This is a genomic window from Vitreimonas sp. (assembly GCF_035627415.1).
Lineage (GTDB): Bacteria > Pseudomonadota > Alphaproteobacteria > Caulobacterales > Aquidulcibacteraceae > Vitreimonas.
Genome location: NZ_DASPLU010000006.1, coordinates 87,076 through 106,310, shown reverse-complemented (window position 1 = coordinate 106,310; position 19,235 = coordinate 87,076). Strand labels below are relative to the sequence as shown.

Annotated in this window: 16 protein-coding genes; 10 read left to right on the top strand and 6 right to left on the bottom strand. The window is 65.5% G+C overall.

Features of this window, described 5'->3' with window-relative positions:
• Window positions 1–2: 2 nt before the first annotated feature.
• Window positions 3–3,812 carry a hypothetical protein gene (locus VEA80_RS03630; protein WP_325059329.1) on the bottom strand — a complete coding sequence of 1,270 codons (3,810 nt, stop codon included), beginning with the start codon at window positions 3,810–3,812 and terminating at the stop codon, window positions 3–5.
• Window positions 3,813–4,011: 199 nt separating this feature from the next.
• Between VEA80_RS03630 and VEA80_RS03625 the strand changes: the two genes are divergently transcribed.
• From VEA80_RS03625 to VEA80_RS03585, 9 genes are all read left to right on the top strand, one after another.
• Window positions 4,012–4,368 (top strand): alpha-hydroxy-acid oxidizing protein, encoded by a 357-nt coding sequence (locus VEA80_RS03625; RefSeq protein WP_325059328.1) that lies wholly within the window; start codon window positions 4,012–4,014, stop codon window positions 4,366–4,368.
• A 447-nt stretch (window positions 4,369–4,815) separates the two neighbouring features.
• Complete coding sequence (locus VEA80_RS03620; RefSeq protein WP_325059327.1) at window positions 4,816–5,265, top strand: MerR family DNA-binding transcriptional regulator; 450 nt, start codon at window positions 4,816–4,818, stop codon at window positions 5,263–5,265.
• A gap of 90 nt (window positions 5,266–5,355) precedes the next feature.
• A complete protein-coding gene (locus VEA80_RS03615) occupies window positions 5,356–7,149 on the top strand; it encodes an acyl-CoA dehydrogenase C-terminal domain-containing protein (RefSeq protein ID WP_325059326.1) in 1,794 nt (597 codons plus the stop codon).
• A complete protein-coding gene (locus tag VEA80_RS03610) occupies window positions 7,149–7,619 on the top strand; it encodes an OsmC family protein (RefSeq protein WP_325059325.1) in 471 nt (156 codons plus the stop codon). Before VEA80_RS03615 ends, VEA80_RS03610 begins: the two co-directional genes overlap by 1 nt.
• A gap of 122 nt (window positions 7,620–7,741) precedes the next feature.
• The gene (locus VEA80_RS03605; protein WP_325059324.1) at window positions 7,742–8,956 is read left to right on the top strand and encodes an acetyl-CoA C-acetyltransferase; all 1,215 of its coding nucleotides are present in this window, start codon (window positions 7,742–7,744) and stop codon (window positions 8,954–8,956) included.
• Window positions 8,957–9,154 (top strand): hypothetical protein, encoded by a 198-nt coding sequence (locus VEA80_RS03600; protein WP_325059323.1) that lies wholly within the window; start codon window positions 8,957–8,959, stop codon window positions 9,152–9,154. It abuts the gene before it with no gap.
• Between the two features lies 1 nt (window position 9,155).
• On the top strand, window positions 9,156–11,363 hold the full coding sequence (locus VEA80_RS03595; protein ID WP_325059322.1) for a 3-hydroxyacyl-CoA dehydrogenase NAD-binding domain-containing protein: 2,208 nt from the start codon (window positions 9,156–9,158) through the stop codon (window positions 11,361–11,363).
• Between the two features lie 66 nt (window positions 11,364–11,429).
• Window positions 11,430–12,497, top strand: coding sequence for an NADH:flavin oxidoreductase (locus VEA80_RS03590; RefSeq protein ID WP_325059321.1), 1,068 nt, complete (start codon window positions 11,430–11,432; stop codon window positions 12,495–12,497).
• A 256-nt stretch (window positions 12,498–12,753) separates the two neighbouring features.
• Window positions 12,754–14,154 (top strand): DEAD/DEAH box helicase, encoded by a 1,401-nt coding sequence (locus VEA80_RS03585; protein WP_325059320.1) that lies wholly within the window; start codon window positions 12,754–12,756, stop codon window positions 14,152–14,154.
• Here VEA80_RS03585 and VEA80_RS03580 read toward each other — a convergent pair.
• The 5 genes from VEA80_RS03580 to VEA80_RS03560 all read right to left on the bottom strand — a co-directional run bounded on the left by VEA80_RS03580 (window position 14,151) and on the right by VEA80_RS03560 (window position 17,634).
• On the bottom strand, window positions 14,151–15,248 hold the full coding sequence (locus tag VEA80_RS03580; protein WP_325059319.1) for a serine hydrolase domain-containing protein: 1,098 nt from the start codon (window positions 15,246–15,248) through the stop codon (window positions 14,151–14,153). The genes VEA80_RS03585 and VEA80_RS03580 overlap by 4 nt on opposite strands.
• A 74-nt stretch (window positions 15,249–15,322) precedes the next feature.
• On the bottom strand, window positions 15,323–15,745 hold the full coding sequence (locus VEA80_RS03575; protein ID WP_325059318.1) for a hypothetical protein: 423 nt from the start codon (window positions 15,743–15,745) through the stop codon (window positions 15,323–15,325).
• A gap of 45 nt (window positions 15,746–15,790) precedes the next feature.
• Window positions 15,791–16,279: a hypothetical protein gene (locus tag VEA80_RS03570; protein ID WP_325059317.1), complete on the bottom strand. Its 489-nt coding sequence runs from the start codon at window positions 16,277–16,279 to the stop codon at window positions 15,791–15,793.
• A gap of 77 nt (window positions 16,280–16,356) precedes the next feature.
• A complete protein-coding gene (locus tag VEA80_RS03565; protein ID WP_325059316.1) occupies window positions 16,357–17,004 on the bottom strand; it encodes an OmpA family protein in 648 nt (215 codons plus the stop codon).
• A gap of 90 nt (window positions 17,005–17,094) precedes the next feature.
• Window positions 17,095–17,634: a hypothetical protein gene (locus VEA80_RS03560; RefSeq protein WP_325059315.1), complete on the bottom strand. Its 540-nt coding sequence runs from the start codon at window positions 17,632–17,634 to the stop codon at window positions 17,095–17,097.
• Window positions 17,635–17,709: 75 nt separating this feature from the next.
• On the opposite strand from VEA80_RS03560, the gene VEA80_RS03555 reads away from it, so the two are divergent.
• Entirely contained in the window at window positions 17,710–19,122 is a 1,413-nt protein-coding gene (locus VEA80_RS03555) for a HAMP domain-containing sensor histidine kinase (RefSeq protein ID WP_325059314.1), read from the top strand.
• Window positions 19,123–19,235: the final 113 nt, after the last annotated feature.

Sequence of the window (19,235 nt, the reverse complement as noted above, 5' to 3'; positions counted from 1 at the left end):
GCTTACGTTCCGGCGCGCGCCCAGGCGCGTTGCCCGAATTCACCGTTGGCGACGGCGCTGGCGGCGCGCGGGCGGAATGCTTGTGCGCGGGCTCGGGCTTGCTGCACCTGAATCTGCGGCAGCTGCGATTCCAGCGCGGTGGCGCGTGCGCCAGCGTCCTGATCCCCTTGGCGTGCGGCGACCAAGAACCAGAACAAGGCTTCCGACGGGCTCGCGTTCACGCCCCGGCCCTGCTGGTAGAGGACGCCCAGGTTGTACTGGCTGTCGGCGACGCCCAGTTCGGCCGCTTGCCTGAACCAGCGGAACGCCGCCGCTTCGTCGAGCGGCGCGCCTTCGCCGCGGGCGAAGTAGACGCCGAGATCGTGCATCGCGCGACGATTTCCTGCGGCGGCGGCGCGTTCGGTCCACTGCCGCGCCACGGCGAGATCCGCCTGCACGCCTTCGCCGCGCTCGTAGAGCTTGGCGAGGCGATATTGCGCCATCGGAAAGCCGCGGTCGGCAGCGCGGCGCAGCATGGTGACGCCTTCCTGCGTGCGCCCGGCCGCGATGCGCTGCAGCGAAAGTTCGTACTGCGCGGTGAGGTCGCCCGCTTGTGCGGCTTGTTCGAGCGAGACGTTGCGCGGCGGCAGCGGACCGGCGACGGTTGGCTGCGCTTGCGGCGTCGCGGCGGCGATCGGCGTGTCGTTGGCGCCGGTTGCGGTTTCGGCGTTACTAGGCGCTTGTGCGAACGGGTCGTCCGCGGGCGCTTCGAACGGGGCGTTCGGATCGACAGCTTCCGAAGCCGGCGGCGCAGCCTGCATTGCCGGCGCAGGCGGCGGCGCTTCCGGTTCAGCTTGGGTATCGGCGCCGGTGTCGCCGCCGCGAATGTAGAGCGCGCCGCCGACAAGCAGGGCGGCGACGATGCCTGTCGCGCCCCACAGCACGACGCGGCTCGATCCGCGCAAGCTGAGCTTCGGCGTCGCCGCTTGCTCCTTCTCGCGCGTCTTCGGCAGCGATTGCGCCTGCGCGGCTTTGCGTGCTTGGGCGAGATAGTCGTTCTTGCCTGGCGGCGTCTCCGGCGCCGGCGGATCGGTGAGGTCGAGCGTCGGCGGCTCGAACGCAGGCGATTCCGGCAACGGCGGCAGCGGATCGGGCTCGGCGCCGGCGTGCTCGCTCATGAGCGGCTCGAACGCGTCGTCTTCAAAAGCCGGTTGGGTGACCGTCGGCGTGTCGGACGGCGCCGACAGATCGAGATCATCCGGCGACCAGAACGGATCGTCGTCTGCCGGCGGCGGCGCAGCGACGGCGTCGGCGGCTTCCAGCTCCGGTTCGTCAATCAGCAAATCGTCGTCAGGGGAGACGATGGGCCTGGCTTCGATCGGCGCTTCGGCCTGCAGCGCGTCCAGCGTGTCGGAGGTGAACGGGTCTTCGCCGAGATCGTCGGTCAAGAGATCGTCGACGTCTTCGGCGAAATAGATGTCGTTGTCGGCCTCGGTCTGCCGCAGCACCGGCGCGGCGGTCGGTGTCGCTGTCGCGAGCGGCGGCAAGGGCGCTGCGCGCACCGGCTGCGCGGCGTCCAAGGGGGCGACGTACGGCTGGGGCTCGGGATCGGAGAGATCGTCGCCGAAGTTCGGGAAGTCCTCGATACGGCGCGCGGGCGTCGGAATGCTCGCGAGCGGGGGATTGTCGTCCTTGGCGCTCTCGAACTGTTCGAGTTTCGAGGCGACCGAGGAAACCGCCTTCTGCACTGGCGCGATCGCTTCCTGCGAGTGCTCTTCCACCTCCCGGAGGCGCTGCATGATCGAGCCGATCGCTTCGGCGACACGCGCGCCGGAGCGCTCCTCGCTGTCGAGCATCCGCTCGGAGAGCTCGCGCGACAGCAGTTCGTGGCGCTGGTTGAAGCGCTCGGCCATGCGCGCGACTTGTTCGCCCACATGTTCGATCGCTTGGGCGCTGCGGGTCTCGACCGCGCCGACGCGCTCTTCGAGGCGCTCGGAGAGGCGGCCGACCTCGAGGCCCATCCGGTCGAAGGCGGCGGCTTCTCGGCGCTCGATGTCGTCGAAGCGCTGCTCGAGTGTTTGCGCCATGCGCGAAAGCTCTTCGCGAACCGCCGACGCGGCTGCGTCATCGTTGCGGGCCTCGACAGCGCGTAGGCGCTGATCGACGCCTTCGCTCATGCGCTTGATCTCAAGCGAGATGGCTTCGATCGTTTGCGCTTGGCGACGCTCAGCGGCGGCGAGGCGGCGGTTCACGTCCGCCAGTGCGCCTTCAAGACCTTCGCCGGCGACGCCTTCGAGCGCCGCTTGCAGTTGGCCCGCGAGTTCGTTGCGCGCTTCGCCGACCATCTGTCCGACGGATTGCGCCATCGAATCGAGGCGGTGCTCCAGCAGGGCGCGCAGCGCCTCGGTCTCCTGTGCGGCGCCGCCGCCTTGCTCGACCTTGGCGCCGAGCGACGAGACGGTTTCTTCGAGCGTGCGGATCGCCGTGTTGGCGGTGTTTTCGGTCTCGGCGATGCGGTCGGCCAGGCGCTGCAGCGCCTGATCGAGCGTCTTTACCGCACCGTCGACTTCGTCGAGCTTTTGCGTGCTCGCGCCGGCGGTCTCGACCGACGCGAGGCGGCGCTCAAACGCGGCGAGCGCGTCCGCGACCGGGTTCGTTTCGGTTTTGCTTTCGAGCGTCGAGAGGCGTTCGGCAATATCGGCTTGGGCGTGGCGCAGATCGGACAGGTCGACCGCGCCGCTTTGACCGGCGATGTCCTCAACCTGCTTGACGCGCGCGGCAAGTGTGAGCTGCGAATTGCGCAGATCGGCGATCGCGGCCCCGGCGGCTTGACGCAGGCCCGCGGTGCTTTCGCGCGCGCCGGCCTCGGCCCGCTCAATCCGCGCGATGAGCGCGGCGTGCTCGCTCCTCAGCTCATCGACGCTGCCGACGCGGCGCGCGATCTCGCCTTCGAGGCGGACGACCTCTTCCAGCAGCGCTTCGCGCGTGCCGCGACTGTCGGCGCTGACCTCGGCGACGGCGGTTTCGATGGCGCGGCGGGTGGAGGTTTCGCTCTCCTCGACGCGTTCGGTGAGCTCCTGCTGCAACCGGCGCAGTTCGGCGACGGCGTCGGCCGATGCTTGCGCGGCCTGACGCGCGGCCTCCTCGGCGACGCTGCGCGCTTCCACGAGCGTCTGCGCGACAGCCGCGTCGCGGTTTTCCATCTCACCGGTGAGGTAGCTCGCGGCGGCTTCGGCGCGGCGGGCGACTTCCTCGGCGACGGTCACTTGCTGTTCGAGGCGGTGTTTCACGCTTTCGATGCCGCCGGTCGCGCCATCGAAAGCTTTTTTCGCTTCGACCGCTTCGTATTCGGCGCGCTCCAACTTCCCGCTCAGCGTCTCGCCGGCGATGCGGAATTGTTCGAGCGCCTCGCTGACGCGCTCAGCCGCCTCGTTGGAGACAGCTTCGGCGTCGTCGATGCGGGCGGCGAGGCCCATGACCGAGCGGTCGATGGTGGACACGGCGCGGTCGAGACCGGTGACAGCGAGTTGGGTGCGGCGCTCGATCGACTCAAGACGTTGCGCGAGGCGGGACGGATCGCTGAGGCGCGGTCCGCCGACAGCCCAATCTTCGTCGTCGTGATCGATGGTGGCGGGTAGGCTCGAATAGCGCGGCCGCGGGCGCGGCGGCTGTGGCCCCGCCTGCGGCGCCTGCGGCGGCGCCTGGCCGTGGCCGGCGAGCGCTTGGTTCAGATATTCGCCGAGGCTCATGCCCTGTCGAGCGGCGGCTTCGCGCGCAGCCTCTCGCACTTTCGGGTCGATGCCCTTTACGCTCCAGCTTTGCGCGCCGCTCATTTTGCCCTCGCCGCATGTCGCCGCGCGTCCGCGGCTCACGCCCTAACCCCAATCGCCGTGGAAGATTCGAGAATCGCTCACGACTTTGCAGTGTCGATCAAAGGGGTTGGCGTGTTAATGGCCGGTAAAGTCGTAAACGTGGATTAGCCATGTCGGACACGCCCCGCGATTTCGAGTCCGAATCCAGGGCTCCATCTACGTGCGCGGACTGGGCGGCGTAACGCCCGAGATCCCGACGCACTTCACTGCGCTCGAAGCGGCGGCGCAGAAGAAGATGGCGCCGCAAGCGTGGGCCTACACCGCAGGCGGCGCGGGTTTGGAAGCCTCGATGGACGCCAATCGCGCGGCGTTTTCGCGCTTTCCGAGCGCGCCGCGCATGCTGGTCGAGGCGAGGCAGTGTGATCTCGCTTGCGAAATATTCGGCGTCACGCATTGCGGCGCCGACCATGTCGTCACCGACCAGCGTGCTGGAGATGATGCGCGCGGAAGCGGACCTTGCCGTTGCGCGGGCGATGGCGCGCCTCAACCTCCCTGTCCAACCTGGCGTACCGACTGATGCTTCCGCAGCTGCCGGAGGAAGACCCGCAAAGCCGCGGCGAGCGGATCGCCAAGACCAGATCGTAAACGAAACTGCCCGTGGTGCTGAGGGGAGCCATGTGCATGACGGTGCGGCATGGCCTCCGCCGAGGGGTGTGACGGCATCATGGTCCTCGAACGGTGGTGCCTCAGCTGCCCCCTGGGGCGCAGGCAGTCCGGATCGGCCCTCCTTAAGTTTATGGCATGCGATGACGCTTGGCGGCGACCAGGGTGTGTAGGCGATGATGACGCGCCTGGCGGCTGAGTTCGACATTACTATGGGCTGAACGGCTGCCCGACGCCGGTTCGGCACTTAAAGGCAAGCTTGCCGTGAACTCGGATTAATGACGCCGCCGTCAACTTGAATTGACGCTTCCGTAAACGGAAGCTACCGTCGGGTCTGCTGGGCGAACCCGAGGGACTTCCGATGACCAAAACCGAGCGCACCTACACGATCTCACAACTGGCCCGTGAGTTCGACGTCACCCCGCGCGCGCTCCGCTTCTATGAGGACAAGGGGCTTCTGACCCCGCGCCGCGACGGCATGAACCGGGTCTACTCGCATCGCGATCGCGCGCGCCTTCAGCTCATCCTGCGCGGCAAACGCGTTGGTCTTTCGCTGATCGAGATCAAGGAGATCCTCGACTTGTACAAAGTCGATCAGCGCGCCCAGGCGCAGACGGCGCTGAAGAAATACAAAGCGCGCATTGTCGCGCTCGAAGCCCAGCGCGAAGACATCGACGCCGCGATCGAGACGCTGACGGATTCGATCGCCAAGCTCGAGAAGTTCCTGGCCAAGCCCGCGGCGCCGGCGGCGATGGGCGCGGCGCGCGCGTTCGAAGCCGAAGCCAAGAAGCGGCTCGAAGAAGTGCACTAAAGGCAGTAGGCAATAGGCAGTAGGCAATAGGGCCGCCGCTGCCGCTATTGCCCATTGCCGATCTGCCTATTGCCTCGTTCGGAGCAGCCGATGCCGACGTACACCGCCCCGCTTCGTGAATATCGCTTCCTGTTGAAGGACGTGCTCGACATCGAGCGCTATTCCAATCTGCCGGGCTTCGCCGAGGCGCCGATGGATCTGATCGATCAGGTGCTCGAGGAGGGCGCGAAGTTTTGTGAGGGCGTTTTGGCGCCGCTGAACAAGGTCGGCGACGAGCACGGCTGTGTGCGTCACGACGATGGCTCGGTGACGACGCCGCCTGGGTTCAAGGAAGCGTATCAGAAATTCGTCGAAGCGGGTTGGCCCTCGCTTTCGAGCGATCCCGCTTATGGCGGACAGGGTCTGCCGCACGTCGTCGGGCTTGCCTGGAACGAGATGGTCGCGAGCGCGAATATGGCGTTCGGCATGTATCCGGGCCTTTCGCACGGCGCCTATGAGGCAATCCATCAGCACGGCAGCGATGAGCAAAAGCAAACCTATTTGCCGAAACTGGTCAGCGGCGAGTGGACCGGCACGATGAATCTGACGGAGCCGCATTGCGGCACCGATCTCGGCATGCTGCGCACCAAGGCGATCCCGCAAGCCGATGGCTCCTATCGCATCACCGGCCAGAAGATTTTCATCTCCGCCGGCGAACACGATCTCGCATCGAACATCATCCATCTCGTGCTGGCGCGCATTGAAGGCGCGCCACAGGGCACGAAGGGCATCTCGCTCTTCATTGTGCCGAAGTTCATCCTCGACAAGGATGGCAATCCCGGTCAGCGCAACGGCGTCGTCTGCGGCAAGATCGAAGAGAAGATGGGCATTCACGGCAATTCGACGTGCGTGCTGAACTACGACGACGCGACCGGATACCTGATCGGCCAGGAGAACAAGGGCCTCATGGCCATGTTCGTGATGATGAACGTGGCGCGTTTGGGCGTCGGCCTGCAGGGGCTGTCTCAGTCGGAAGTCGCGTATCAGAACGGCGTCGCCTACGCGAAGGATCGGCTGCAGGGCCGCTCGATCACCGGCGCAAAGAATCCGAACGGCCCGGCCGATCCAATTATCGTGCACCCGGACATCCGCCGCATGTTGATGGACGCCAAGGCATTCAACGAAGGCGCGCGCGCGTTTGCGTTCTGGACGGCGATCCATGGCGATCTGCTGCACGCCTCGCCGGACGAGGAGGTGCGCGAGAAAGCCGGTGATTACATGGGCCTGATGACACCCGTGATCAAAAGCTATCTGACCGACAAGGGCTACGCCAACGCCACCAATTGCCAGCAAATCTACGGCGGTCACGGCTACATCGAAGAACATGGCATGAGCCAGTTCGTGCGCGATGCGCGCATCACCATGATCTACGAAGGCGCGAACGGCATCCAGGCGCTCGACCTCGTCGGCCGCAAGCTGGGCGCTAATGGCGGTCGCGCGATCTTCTCATTCTTCAACGAGATCGACGATTTCGTGCATAATCACGAAGACGACGCGGAACTGAAGGAGTTCACGACGGCGCTCGCCGGCGTGAAGGGCCAGCTGCAGGACGGCACGATGTGGCTGATGCAGAACGGCATGACCAATTTCGACAATGCCGGTGCGGCGAGCCATGACTATCTCAACCTCTTCGGCATCACGGCGCTGACCTACATGTGGGCGCTGCAGGCCAAGGCGGCGTTGGCGGCGAAGAAGAACGGCGGCGCGTCTGATCCCTACTTCGACACGAAGCTGGCGACGGCGCGTTATTTCCTGGCTCGGACGCTGCCTGACGCTGGCGCGCATTTGGCGAAGCTGAAGAGCGGGGCCGATCCCGTGATGGCGCTAGCGGCGGAGGCGTTCTGATGGGCGCCTACACCGCAACGCTCACCTGGACGCGCGGCGAGCAGCCGTTCAGCGACGGCAAGTATTCACGCGGGCATGACATCGCGTTCGACGCCGGGTTCTCGATTCCCGGCTCGTCGTCCCCGCATGTGGTGCGTCCGCCGCTTTCCCGCGAAGACGCCGCCGATCCGGAAGAATTGTTCGTGGCGGCGCTGTCGTCCTGCCACATGCTGTTCTTCCTAGATTTCGCACGCAAAGCCGGGTTCGTGATCGATTCCTACATCGATAAGGCCGAAGGCGAACTGGCGAAAGGCGCCGACGGGCGCATGCAGATGACGCGCATCCAACTCAATCCGGTGATCGCATGGGCCGGCGAAACGGCGCCGACGCCTGAGCAATTGCGCGAATTGCATCACAAGGCGCACGACGCCTGTTTCATCGCCAACTCGTTCAAAGGTGATGTCGATATCGCCGGCGGGGAGGCGCACTAAATTTACCGCGCTGTCGCCGGCCCGGCGGCAGCGGTCAGCGGAGTAGGCGCGGTTCGCGCCGGGGACGACTCCGGTCCCAACAGGGTGCGAAGCGGCCGATGCCGCTGGTTGGAGTGAAGACGATGGCTGAAGCCTATATCTATGACGCGGTGCGTACGCCGCGCGGCAAAGGCAAGAACACGGGCGCGCTGCACGAGGTGACGGCGCTGTCGCTGGCTACGCAGGCCCTGCAGGCGGTGCGTGACCGCAACAATCTGGACACGTCGAAGGTCGACGACGTCTATCTCGGCTGCGTCTCGCCGGTGGGCGAGCAGGGCTCGGACATCGCCCGCATCGCGGTGCTGAATGCGGATTACGCCGAGAGCGTCGCCGGCGTGCAGGTCGACCGCTTCTGCGCCTCGGGGCTCGAAGCCGTGAACATCGCTGCGGCGAAGGTGAAGTCGGGCGAAGCGGAGATGGCGATCGGCGGCGGCGTCGAGAGCATGAGCCGCGTGCCGATGGGCTCGAACGGCGGCTCCTGGGCGACCGATCCCTCGATCGCGATGAAGACCTATTTCACGCCGCAAGGCGTCGGCGCCGACTTGATCGCCACCAAGTACGGCTTCTCGCGTACGGACGTCGATGCGTACGCGGTGCAAAGTCAGCAACGCGCGGCGAAGGCGTGGAAGGAAGGCCGGTTCAAGAAGTCGATCGTGCCTGTCAAGGATCAGCTGGGCGCTACCTTGCTCGATCACGACGAGCACATGCGGCCGGACACCACGCTGCAATCGCTCGGCGCGCTCGAAGCCAGCTTCAAGATGCAAGGCGAAGTGATGCCGGGCTTCGACGGCGTCATTCAGCAGCGCTATCCGGAAGTGGAGAAGGTCAATCACGTCCACCATGCCGGCAATTCATCCGGCATCGTCGACGGCGCGGCGGCGGTGCTAATCGGGACGAAGGAGATGGGCGATGCACTGGGCCTGAAGCCCCGCGCGCGCATCCTGGGTGGCGCTTCGATCGGATCGGAGCCGGCGATCATGCTGACGGGTCCCGAGTTCGTGACCAAGAAGCTGCTCACCAAACTCGGCATGACGCAGAAGGACATTGATCTGTGGGAGCTCAACGAAGCTTTCGCGGCGGTGGTGCTGCGCTGGGTGCAGGCGCTCGATCTCGATATGGAGAAGGTCAACGTCAATGGCGGCGCCATCGCCATGGGCCACCCGCTGGGCGCAACCGGCGCGATGATCCTCGGCACCGTGGTCGATGAACTGGAGCGCTCGAACAAAGAGCGCGCGCTGATCACGCTCTGCGTCGGCGCAGGGATGGGCACCGCGACAGTGATTGAACGGGTGAACTGAATGAACGGCGGGGTATTCGCAGCCGGCATTGGGTTCGGCATCGCCATCGGCGTTGCGATCGGGCTCTCGACGGGCAACCTCGCGTTAGGTCTTGCGGCCGGCGTCGCCCTCGGCGTCGGCCTCGGGACTGCGCTCGGCGTCGCTACGGCGAAGAAGAACAGCAACGACGGGTCGGATAAGACCGGGAAGGATGGGTAGGATGGAAAACTTCAAGATCGACGTCGACAGCGACGGCATCGCGCTCATCACGTTCGACGTGCCGGGCCGCTCCATGAACACGATCACCGCAAGCGTGATCAAAGACATTTACGAGATCGTCGGCCGCATCAAGAGCGACGACGCGATCAAGGGCGTCGTCTTCACCTCGGGCAAGGCGAGCGGCTTCTGCGCCGGCGCCGATCTCGGCGAGATGAACGAGCGCGGCGTCGGTGGGGGCGGCGAGCCGAAGAGCGAAGACGAAAAGCTGAAGGCGAATTTTGAGCGCGGCTTCGGTCTGAACCGCGTCTATCGCGATCTTGAAACCTGCGGAAAGCCGGTGGCGTTCGCGCTCGAAGGCTTGGCGCTCGGCGGCGGCTTGGAATTCGCGCTGGCGGGCCATTACCGCGTCGCGGCGGACAACCCGAAGATCAAGCTCGGCCTGCCGGAAGCGAAGGTGGGTCTGCTGCCGGGCGCTGGCGGCACGCAGCGTCTGCCGCGCCTCATCGGAGTGCAGAACGCGGCGATGATGATCCTGCAAGGCGCTGACAAATCACCGCAAGAAGCCAAGGGGCTTGGCTTCATCAATGAAGTCGCGCCCGCTGGCCAAACGGTCGAAGCGTGCAAGACGTGGTTGAAAGGCAAGCCGAACCACGTCGCGCCATGGGACGTGAAGGGCTACAAGGTGAAGGACGGTCCGTTCACGCCCGGCGGCGCGATGGCGAGCGTCGGCGGCAACGCTATGGTCTCCAAGCAGACCAACCTCAACTATCCGGCCCAGCGCAACATCCTCTCGTGCATCTACGAAGGCGTGCAAGTGCCGATCGACGCGGCGTTGCGGATCGAGTCTCGATACTTCTTGAAGACGGCGGCGACGCCGCAAGCCAAGGGCATGGTGCGTTCGCTGTTCGTGAACATGCAGGCGCTCGGCAAAGGCGGAAATCGCCCCGAAGGCTATCCGACTTACGAGATCAAGAAGGTCGCCGTCCTCGGCGCGGGACTGATGGGCGCGGGCATCGCCTATGTGCAAGCCAAGGCCGGCATCGAAACGGTGCTATTGGACGTAAGCCAAGAGAGCGCCGAGAAGGGCAAAGCCTACTCGCAGCGCATCGTCGATAAAGACGTCTCGCGCGGCAAGATCACGAAAGAGAAGGGCGATGAGATCCTCGCCCGCATCACGCCCTCGACCGATTATTCGCTGATCAAGGGCAGCGATCTCGTGGTCGAAGCGGTGTTCGAGAGCCCGGCGCTGAAGGCCGAAGTGACCAAAAAAGCAGAAGCCTTCCTCGGCGACACCGCGGTGTTCGGCACCAACACATCGACACTGCCAATCACCGGTCTCGCCGAAGCGTCGGTTCGTCCGAAGAACTTCATCGGCATCCACTTCTTCTCGCCGGTCGAGCGCATGGGCCTGGTCGAGCTGATCATGGGCAAGGAGACGAGCGCCGAAACCCAAGCCAAAGCGATCGATTACGTCATCAAGATCAGGAAGACACCGATCACGGTGAACGATTTCCGCGGCTTCTACACCTCGCGCTGCTTCGGTACTTATCCGGCCGAAGGCGTCGAGATGCTGATGGAAGGCATTGCGCCGGCAATCATCGAGAATGTCGGCCGCCAGTGCGGCATGCCGATGGGGCCGCTGGAAGTGTCCGACTCCGTGGGCCTCGATACAGCGCTGAAAATCGGCAAGACCAACGCCGAACTGACGCAGCAGGATTACAAGAAGGACCCGCGCGCGAACCTGCTCTCATGGATCGTCGAGGACAAAGGCCGCGTCGGCCGTAAGGGCGGCAAGGGCTATTATGAATACGGCGACGACGGCAAACCGACGCGCATCTGGCCAGGCATTTCCGAACGCATCGAAGTGAAGGTGAAGGAATGCCCGCCGGCGCTGAAGCAGGAGCTCACCAAGCGCTTCCTCTTCCGCCAGTGCATCGAAGTGGCGCGCTGCTTCGAGGAAGGCGTCATCACCGATCCGCGCGACGCGGACGTCGGCTCGATCCTCGCCTGGGGCTTTGCGCCCTACAGCGGCGGCTGCATCAGCTACATCGACCTCTTCTGGGGCACGAAGAAGTTCGTGGAAGAAGCCGATCGCCTGGCTGACGCCTACGGCGATCGCTTCCGCCCGAACAAGCTGCTGCGCGACATGGCCGCCAAGAACGAGAGCTTCTACGAGCGGTTCGGCGCGAAAGCGAAGCAGGCGGCTTAACCCACGGTTTAGCGATTGAACTGAGTTAGGGGGTGCGCTTTTCGCGCGCCCCCTTATCTTTGGCCGATGACCTCGCTCTCCGATCCGCTGACGTTCTCCTCCGGCGCCGTGCTGAAGAACAGGTTCGTTCTCGCGCCACTGACGAATTTGCAGTCGCATCCGGATGGGGTGCTCAGCGAAGACGAGTATCGCTGGTTGACAATGCGCGCCGAAGGCGGCTTTGCCCTGACGATGACCTGCGCGGCGTCAGTGCAGGAAAGCGGCGTCGGCTTTCCCGGCCAGCTTGGGTTTCATGACGAGAGGCATTTGCCAGGCCTCTCCAGACTGGCGGCAGGTATCAAGCGACACGGCTCTCTTGCGATCGCGCAGCTGCATCATGGCGGCCTTCGCGCGCTGAAGAACCCGAAGGCGCCGTCGGCGGATGAAAAGCTCAAAGCGGAGGGCATGACGATCGATGAAGTGCACGCCTCGCGCGATTGCTTCATCGAGGCGGCGGCGCGGGCTGAGCGGGCGGGCTTCGACGGCGCCGAGCTGCACGGCGCGCATGGTTATCTGATCTGCTCCTTTCTGTCGCCGGAGCTGAACCGGCGTGAGGACACGTATGGCGGCTCGCCGGAAAACCGGGCGCGTTTCCTGTTCGAGATTATCGATGGCGTGCGCGCGGCGACCAAGCCGGGTTTCTCGCTGGGCGTACGCCTCTCGCCGGAACGCTGGGGCATCGATCTGATGGAAATTCGCCATGTGGCGCAGCGGCTGATGCGCGAAGGGAAGATCGACTTTCTCGACATGTCGCTCTGGGATTTGCGCAAGGAGCCGAACGACGAAGCGTATCAGGGCCGCACGTTGGCCTCGTACTTCGCCGAGTTGGAGCGCGGTCAGGTCCGCCTCGGCGCTGCGGGCAAGATCATGCGCGCCCAGGATGCGCGCGATGTGCTGGCGATGGGCTTCGATTTTTCGGTGATCGGCCGCGCCGCCATCCTGCACCACGATTTCCCCACGCGCGTTGCGATGGATCCGAACTTCGCCGCGATCGCGACTCCGGTGAGCGAGGCGTACTTGCGCGAGGAGGGCCTGGGGACGGCCTTCGTGCAGTACATGCGCACCTGGAAAGGCTTCGTCGCCGAAGCGGCGTGACGTGGTTTTGCCGTATTCGGGCTTCGGCCGACGGGCAGCTATGCCCTTTGGCGTTATTGACTTTGTAACCTTCTACCCTGATATCCGCACTCAGCGACCGTTCCTGGCTGCGCAAATTGCCTGGAACGCGGTCCCTTCTGGAACGCCACCATCGACGTTCGGCTTTGAGCCTCTCGCTCGCCGCCCTTCTTCGCCGTCGCATCGTTCCGAGCTGATAGAGTCGCCCGCGATGACGCGCGCGGCTGAAAGATTTTACGTGACCACTTTCCAAGATCTCGGCGTTTCCACGCCGATCCTCAAGGCGCTCGACGCCGAGGGCTATTCCAAGCCGACTCCGATCCAGATCCAGGCGCTGCCGATCGTGCAGACGGGCAAGGACCTAATCGGCCTCGCCCAAACCGGCACCGGCAAGACGGCTGCGTTCGCGCTGCCAATTCTTGATCGCCTGCACAAGGACCGCAAGCACGCGGGCGAGAAATCGTGCCGTACCTTGGTGCTGGCGCCCACGCGCGAACTCGCCGCGCAGATCGGCGACAGCTTTCGGGCCTACGGCAAATTCCTTGGGCTCTCGACCGCCGTCGTGTTCGGCGGCGCCTCGATGTTCAAACAGAAGCAGGCGATGTATCGCGGCGTCGACGTCCTCGTGGCGACGCCGGGCCGGCTGCTCGACCATGTCAGCCAGCGTTCGATCCGGCTCGACAAGGTCGAAATCCTCGTCCTCGACGAAGCCGATCACATGCTCGACATGGGCTTCATCCACGACTTGCGCAAAATCGCAACGATCCTGCCGCGCACGCGCCAGACGCTGTTCTTCTCCGCCACCATGCCGCCGGCGATCGAAGAGCTCGCAGCCCAGTTCTTGGATCGCCCTGAGAAGATCGCGGTGACGCCGGTCAGTTCGACCGCCGAGCGCGTCGAGCAGGCGGTGATCCACGTCGACCAGGCCAAGAAGCAAGATCTGCTGCACGCGCTGCTGGCCGACAAGTCGATCAAACGCGCGCTCGTGTTCGCCCGCACCAAGCACGGCGCTGACCGCGTCGTGAAGAAGCTCGAAAGCGGCGGCTTCGAAGCGGAAGCGATCCACGGCAACAAGAGCCAGGGCCAGCGCATGCGCGCGCTCGAAGCGTTCAAGAAGGGCCATGCGCGTTTGCTGGTCGCGACGGAAGTCGCCGCGCGCGGCATCGACGTTGACGACATCACCCATGTCATCAACTACGACCTGCCGAACGTGCCGGAGCAATACGTCCACCGCATTGGCCGCACCGCGCGCGCGGGCGCCCGCGGCGTCGCGATCTCGTTCTGTGCGCCGGACGAGCGCGCATACCTGAAGGACATCGAGCGGCTGACGAAGCAAGCGGTGCCGGTGATGGAGACGGATTTCTCGCTCGCTGCGCCGAGGAAGGACGAGCGTCCGGCGCGGCCGAAGGGCCCCTCCGGCCGTTCCGGCTCGGCGCATCCGGCGCGCAAACATGCGCCAAAGAAGCATCACGCTTCGGAAGCGCACGGCCAAGCGCACGCGAAGCAGGGCCATGCGCCGTCGCGCGCCCGCGAGGATGCGGCGCGAGATCGCGGCGACCGCCGCGACCGCAAGGGAAACGCCGTCTGGTCGAACAGCGCGCCGCCGAAATATCGCAAGCAGCGCAAGCCGACAGTCTAACGCCTCTCCTCGTCGCGCAGCGTTATGTCCTGGATCGGGTCGAGCAGCGTCCGGGTCCAGACGTTCTCGCGCGAGCCGTTGGTGAGATAGACGATCACATAATGATCGCTCAGAGACTCATCGCGGAAGACGATGCGCACGCGCACCTTGACGCCGCCGTCGAGACCAACCTCGCGGTAGCGGCCGCTCTCGCCATAGTCCCAGCCCGCGGCGAAAACGCCGTCCTCGCCGCTCCGTAGCTGGTAGGGGCGCCACGCGCGAACGAGCGTTTCTTGCCGAACCAATTCGCCTTGCGCGACCGCTGTCAGGAAGGCGCCCAGATCGTCCGGCGTCGTGTAGAGTTCGGCGTGAGCGATGCTGTAGTCCTGCCATGGCGGGGTCGGATCGGGAACGAGTTCGCCGTTCTCGCCGCGATAGGGTGAAACGAGCCGGCCGCGCGGCGCGTGCGCGAGCCCTAGGTAGGTGTCGTTGAGCGCGAGAGGCCGGAGAATGCGATCACGAACGATGTCGCGATAGGACGCTCCGTGAAGGTTCTCCAGAATGGAGAGCAACACCACATAATTGGTTTGGCCGTAGCGGGTTTCGGCGCCAGGCGCGAACAAGAGCGGCCTGTCGGCGAGACTCCTAAAAACATCCTCCTTCGTCGGCGGAAGCGCACGCTGCGGATCGGCGCCGTCGAAGAAATCCGGGAGGCCGGAGGTGTGGCTCAGCAACTGGCCGACGGTGACTTCGCTCCATGCCTCGGGCAGATCGGGTGCGTAAAGCCGGGCAGGCTGCTCCAAATCCAGTCGGTTCTGATCGACCAATTGCAGGATGAGAATGCTGGCGAACAGCTTGCTCACCGAGTAGACGGCATAAACGTCGTCGGCCGCGACTGCGCGGCCAGTGGCCGTGTCCGCGAGCCCTCGCTGAGTGCGATAGAGAACTTCGCCGTTCCGCATCACGAGCACCGATTGCGCCGGAATGCCGTATCGCTGAGCGTCAGCCGCCAGCTTCGCATCGATTGACGGGCGAAGATCCGCAGAGCTAGTCGCGCTCGAGCAGGCCGTCAGCAGCAACACACAGAAGACGCTGGCGATACGCTTAAGAGTCATTCCAACACCCCGCAGCGAAAAAGAAGCGCATACCTGTCGAAAGCGAGATCAAGAAGCGCTGCGCTGAGCGCAGGCTAGAAGCCGCGTCCGCAGCCGGTGAACACCCGGTCGTCCAACCTTATCTCGACCCTGATCGGATAGACCGCGCGATCCGCGCGCTCGCATGGGCGATCGTTGCGGATAGCGACGTAGAGCTCGTGCGTCCCGGCGGTCGTCGCATAGATCGAGCCGTTCCAGCGCGGAAGTTGCGGTTCAGGCTTTGCGAACGTGAGCGTCTCGCCGCTCGCGGTCTGCGTCAATCGAATGACGTCCTCGCGCATGATCTCCAGCACGAACCCCTCGCCGACGCCGCGGAACTCGACGCCCTCGGCGCGCGCGGCGACGAGCGGATCGACGCCGGCGCGCTGCGGCAGCTCCGGCGGCGGAAGCTCGCGCGGCGGCGCGCTCGAACAAGCGGCGCACGCGAACGCGGCGATTAGCGTGAAGCGAAACGGCATGCTGGAGTTTTCTCCCGGTTGATTTCGGATGACGGCGGAAGGGCTTTAGACGCTCTTGCCGCAGCCGTTCAATGTGCGCCCGTCGATCACCACTTCGACAGTGCTCGGATAGGGCGCGCCGCTCATGGCGTCCTGACACGGCGCGCGGCGAATGGTGACGGCGAGGGTGCGTCCGTTCTGTGCGGCTTCGTAGCGCGTAGCGCCTTCTTGCGGATAAGTCGGCGGTGTCAGCGGAAAATCCGCGGCGCTTTCGCCGTAATCCCAAACCAGCCGCATGCGCCGTTCCGTGTAGATGTCGAGAATCCAGCCGGGCTCTTGGCCGACGGCGCGAAAATCCACGCCCGCGGCGCGCGCGCCTTCCCAGCTCGGCATCCGTGCAAGTGCGTCCTGCGCCGTGATCGGCTGCTGCGTTTGCGTCGCCGCCGCGTCCGCTTGCGGCTGATCCGGCGCTTCTGCGCCGCCGTCCGCCTCGGACGAAGGCGCTTCGCCTTGCGTGCAAGCGGCCAACGCGAGTGCGAGAAGAATGGCGCGCATCACCGTCTCCTGATTGTGGAAACGCCGCCGCGTGCGCACGCGACGGCGTTTCTCATGGTCATCGGCGCTCGCTCAGCTCAGCCCTGGAAGGCGCTGATATAGACTTCGACGCGGCGATTGCCGGCGGCGCTGCACGGTTCGTAGCGCGGCTGGCTCTCGCCATAGCCCTGCACAGCGAGGCGCTGACGGATCACGCCGCCCTGCATCAGCACCGATGAGACGTTCATCGCGCGGCGCTCGGACAAATCCTGATTGTGCGCATCGGTGCCCGTGCAATCGGCGTGGCCGTAAACGTCGACCGTGGTCTGATCGTATTCGCGCAAGATGGAGCCCACGTCGCGCAGCGTCGGCACGAACTGGCTCTTCACTGCGTCCCGATCGAGGTCGAACGTCAGATCGGCCGGGAAGTTCAACAGGATCTGCGACTGGTTCACGCGCGTGACGCCGACGCCGCTGCCGGCGAGACGTTCGCGCAGGTTCTGATAGGTGCGGTCCATGTAATTGCCGATCGCAGCGCCCGCGAGCGCGCCGACGCCGGCGCCGATCATGGCGTTGCGGCGGTCGTCGCCGCCGGCGAGTGCGCCGGCGCCTGCGCCGACGATCGCGCCGATGATGGCGCCCGTGCCGGTGCGGTTGGTGGTGCGCTCGCCGGTGACCGGATCGACGTTGGTGCAGCCGACCAGCGTCAGCGCGGCGGCGGCGATGGCCACATATTTGCGGATCATGAAATCCCTCCAAACGAAAAGGCGGGCGGGCAGGCCCGGTCCGCTGCGGAACTTCCTACCACCATCCTGAGCCGGCGATGAACGTTCCTTCTAATCGGGCGAGCCCGACGCCGTATATCGGCTGAGACGCCCGAACTGTTCCATGAGGACTTGGTCGACGAGCGGCGCCAGCCGATCAAGGTTGAGTCCCGGCTCTCCTGAAACGCGATAGCTCATCGTGATCTTCGCGCCTGAGGCGTGCGGCGCGACGGTGAAGGTCAACACGCCGCTGACGCCCAGCTCCTGCAACGGGCCCAGACCGCCCACCAAGCGCAACGTGCGCACCCCCTCGTGCTCCATCACCAGCGCGACCCGCCCGTGCTCCACCGACTGGCCGTCTCCCCAGCGCTCGCACCAGCAGCCGCCGGCGCGGGGCTCGAGCGTCATCCGGCGCGCATCGCCCGAATATGTATGGGAAGAACTCCACCAGCGATTCAGCCGGGTGAGGTCGCGCCAGGCTTTCTCGGGGGAAGCGGCGACATCCGCCTCAGCCTCGATCAGGAACGCTGCAGAGGAGGCCGATGCGACCTCCGCCCGCGCCGGCGAAATGAAAACGGCGGCGAACGCCGCGGCGGCGATCACAAAACGCATGCTGCTTCTCCCCGGACAAACTCGCGTCCTTCGCCCCATGAGAGCGCTTGTTTGAATGATCATTCAAGTGGACGCTTGTTAACGTCCGGGCAGGGCTGCGACGGCCACACTGGCGGCGCTTTGATGGGCGGGATGGGCACCTTGGACGCGCAACAGACGCGCGCGGGCCGGGCGCGGGCGATGGTCGCGGTCGGCCGGGCGCGCGTGTCCAATGCGATGCTGAGACTGGCCGCGTGCGGCGTGGTCGCCTTGGTGGCGATCTCCGCCGTCGGTCACGCTTGGCCGCTGCTCTGGTTCGCGGGCCTCATCGCGGTGATCCTCGCCGACCGAGCCATCTTCGCGCGCGTGCTGGCCAAAGCCGAAGCCGGCGAGCCGCCGGCGCGCACGGCGCCGCTGGTCGCGTGGACCGCTGCGCAGAGCCTCTACGGAAATTTCCTCGGCGCCGTGCTCTGGTTCTCGACCTATCTGCCGGGCGAGACGCTGGCGATGATGTACGTGCTTGGCGGGCTCGCCAACGCGGCTGCGACGCTGCGCTATTCGCACGCACTCTCGATCGCGGGCGCAGGCCCGACGATTGCCTTCATGCTCGGCCTGCCGCTCGTCGATTATGCGCTCAGCGGCGCCAACCCGACCGATCTCTTGCAGGTGGTCGCGGGTCTGCTCGTGCTCGGCTTCGGCATTCCGCTGTGGCGCAGCCTTCTCGCGTCCGACGCCGCGCAGGCGCAGGCGGAAGCGGCGGTGCTGCGCGAACGGCAAACCGCTGCGGCCGCCGCAGCCGCCAAATCTGACATGATTCAGCGCATGAACGACGAGTTGCGCACGCCCATGGCCGCGCTTGTCGGCGCAGCCGAGCACTTGCGCCGCGCGGCGGCCTCGCCGCAAGCGCGCGCGCATATCGCCACGATCGTGCAAGCCGGCGAAGTGCTGCAGCTTGTGCTCGGCGATTTCTCGGATCTCGATAGGCTCGAGAACGGGCAGCTGCGCATCGAGACCAAACCCGCCGATCCGCGCGACATTGCGCGCAGCGTCGTCGCCGCCTTTCGGCCGGCGGCGCAGGACAAGCATCTTGAACTCTTCCTCGACGTGGCCGCGCACGTGCCGGCGCAAGTCGAGATTGACGCGCTGCGCGTGCGCCAAGTGTTGTTCAATCTGCTCGCCAACGCAGTGCGCTACACGACGCATGGCGGCGTGCGCATCGGCCTCAGCGCCGAGCCGTCCGAGATCGAAGGGCGAACCGTTCTGACGTTCGTCGTCGCTGACACTGGGGCAGGCATGTCGCGTTCGCAGCTGGCCATGATCTTCGGCCGCGGGCGCGTCTGCGGCGAAGGCGAGGGGCCGGGGCTAGGGCTGTCGATATCGCTGCGGCTCGCGAAGCTGATGGGCGGCCAGCTGCAGGCGAGGAGCGAATTGGGCGAAGGTTCGGCGTTTTCCTTCAGCTTGGAGACGCCGGTGGTCGCCGCAGCGCGCGCGCCGCGCACCGCAGCCTGAGCGCGCGATTGGCTTGACGAGCGGTTGCCGCCGTGGTCTGCTAATGCGAAGCAGTCGCACAATAGGAGCCGCATGACCGCACTTGGCCCGCTTCTGCGGCGCGAACGCTGATG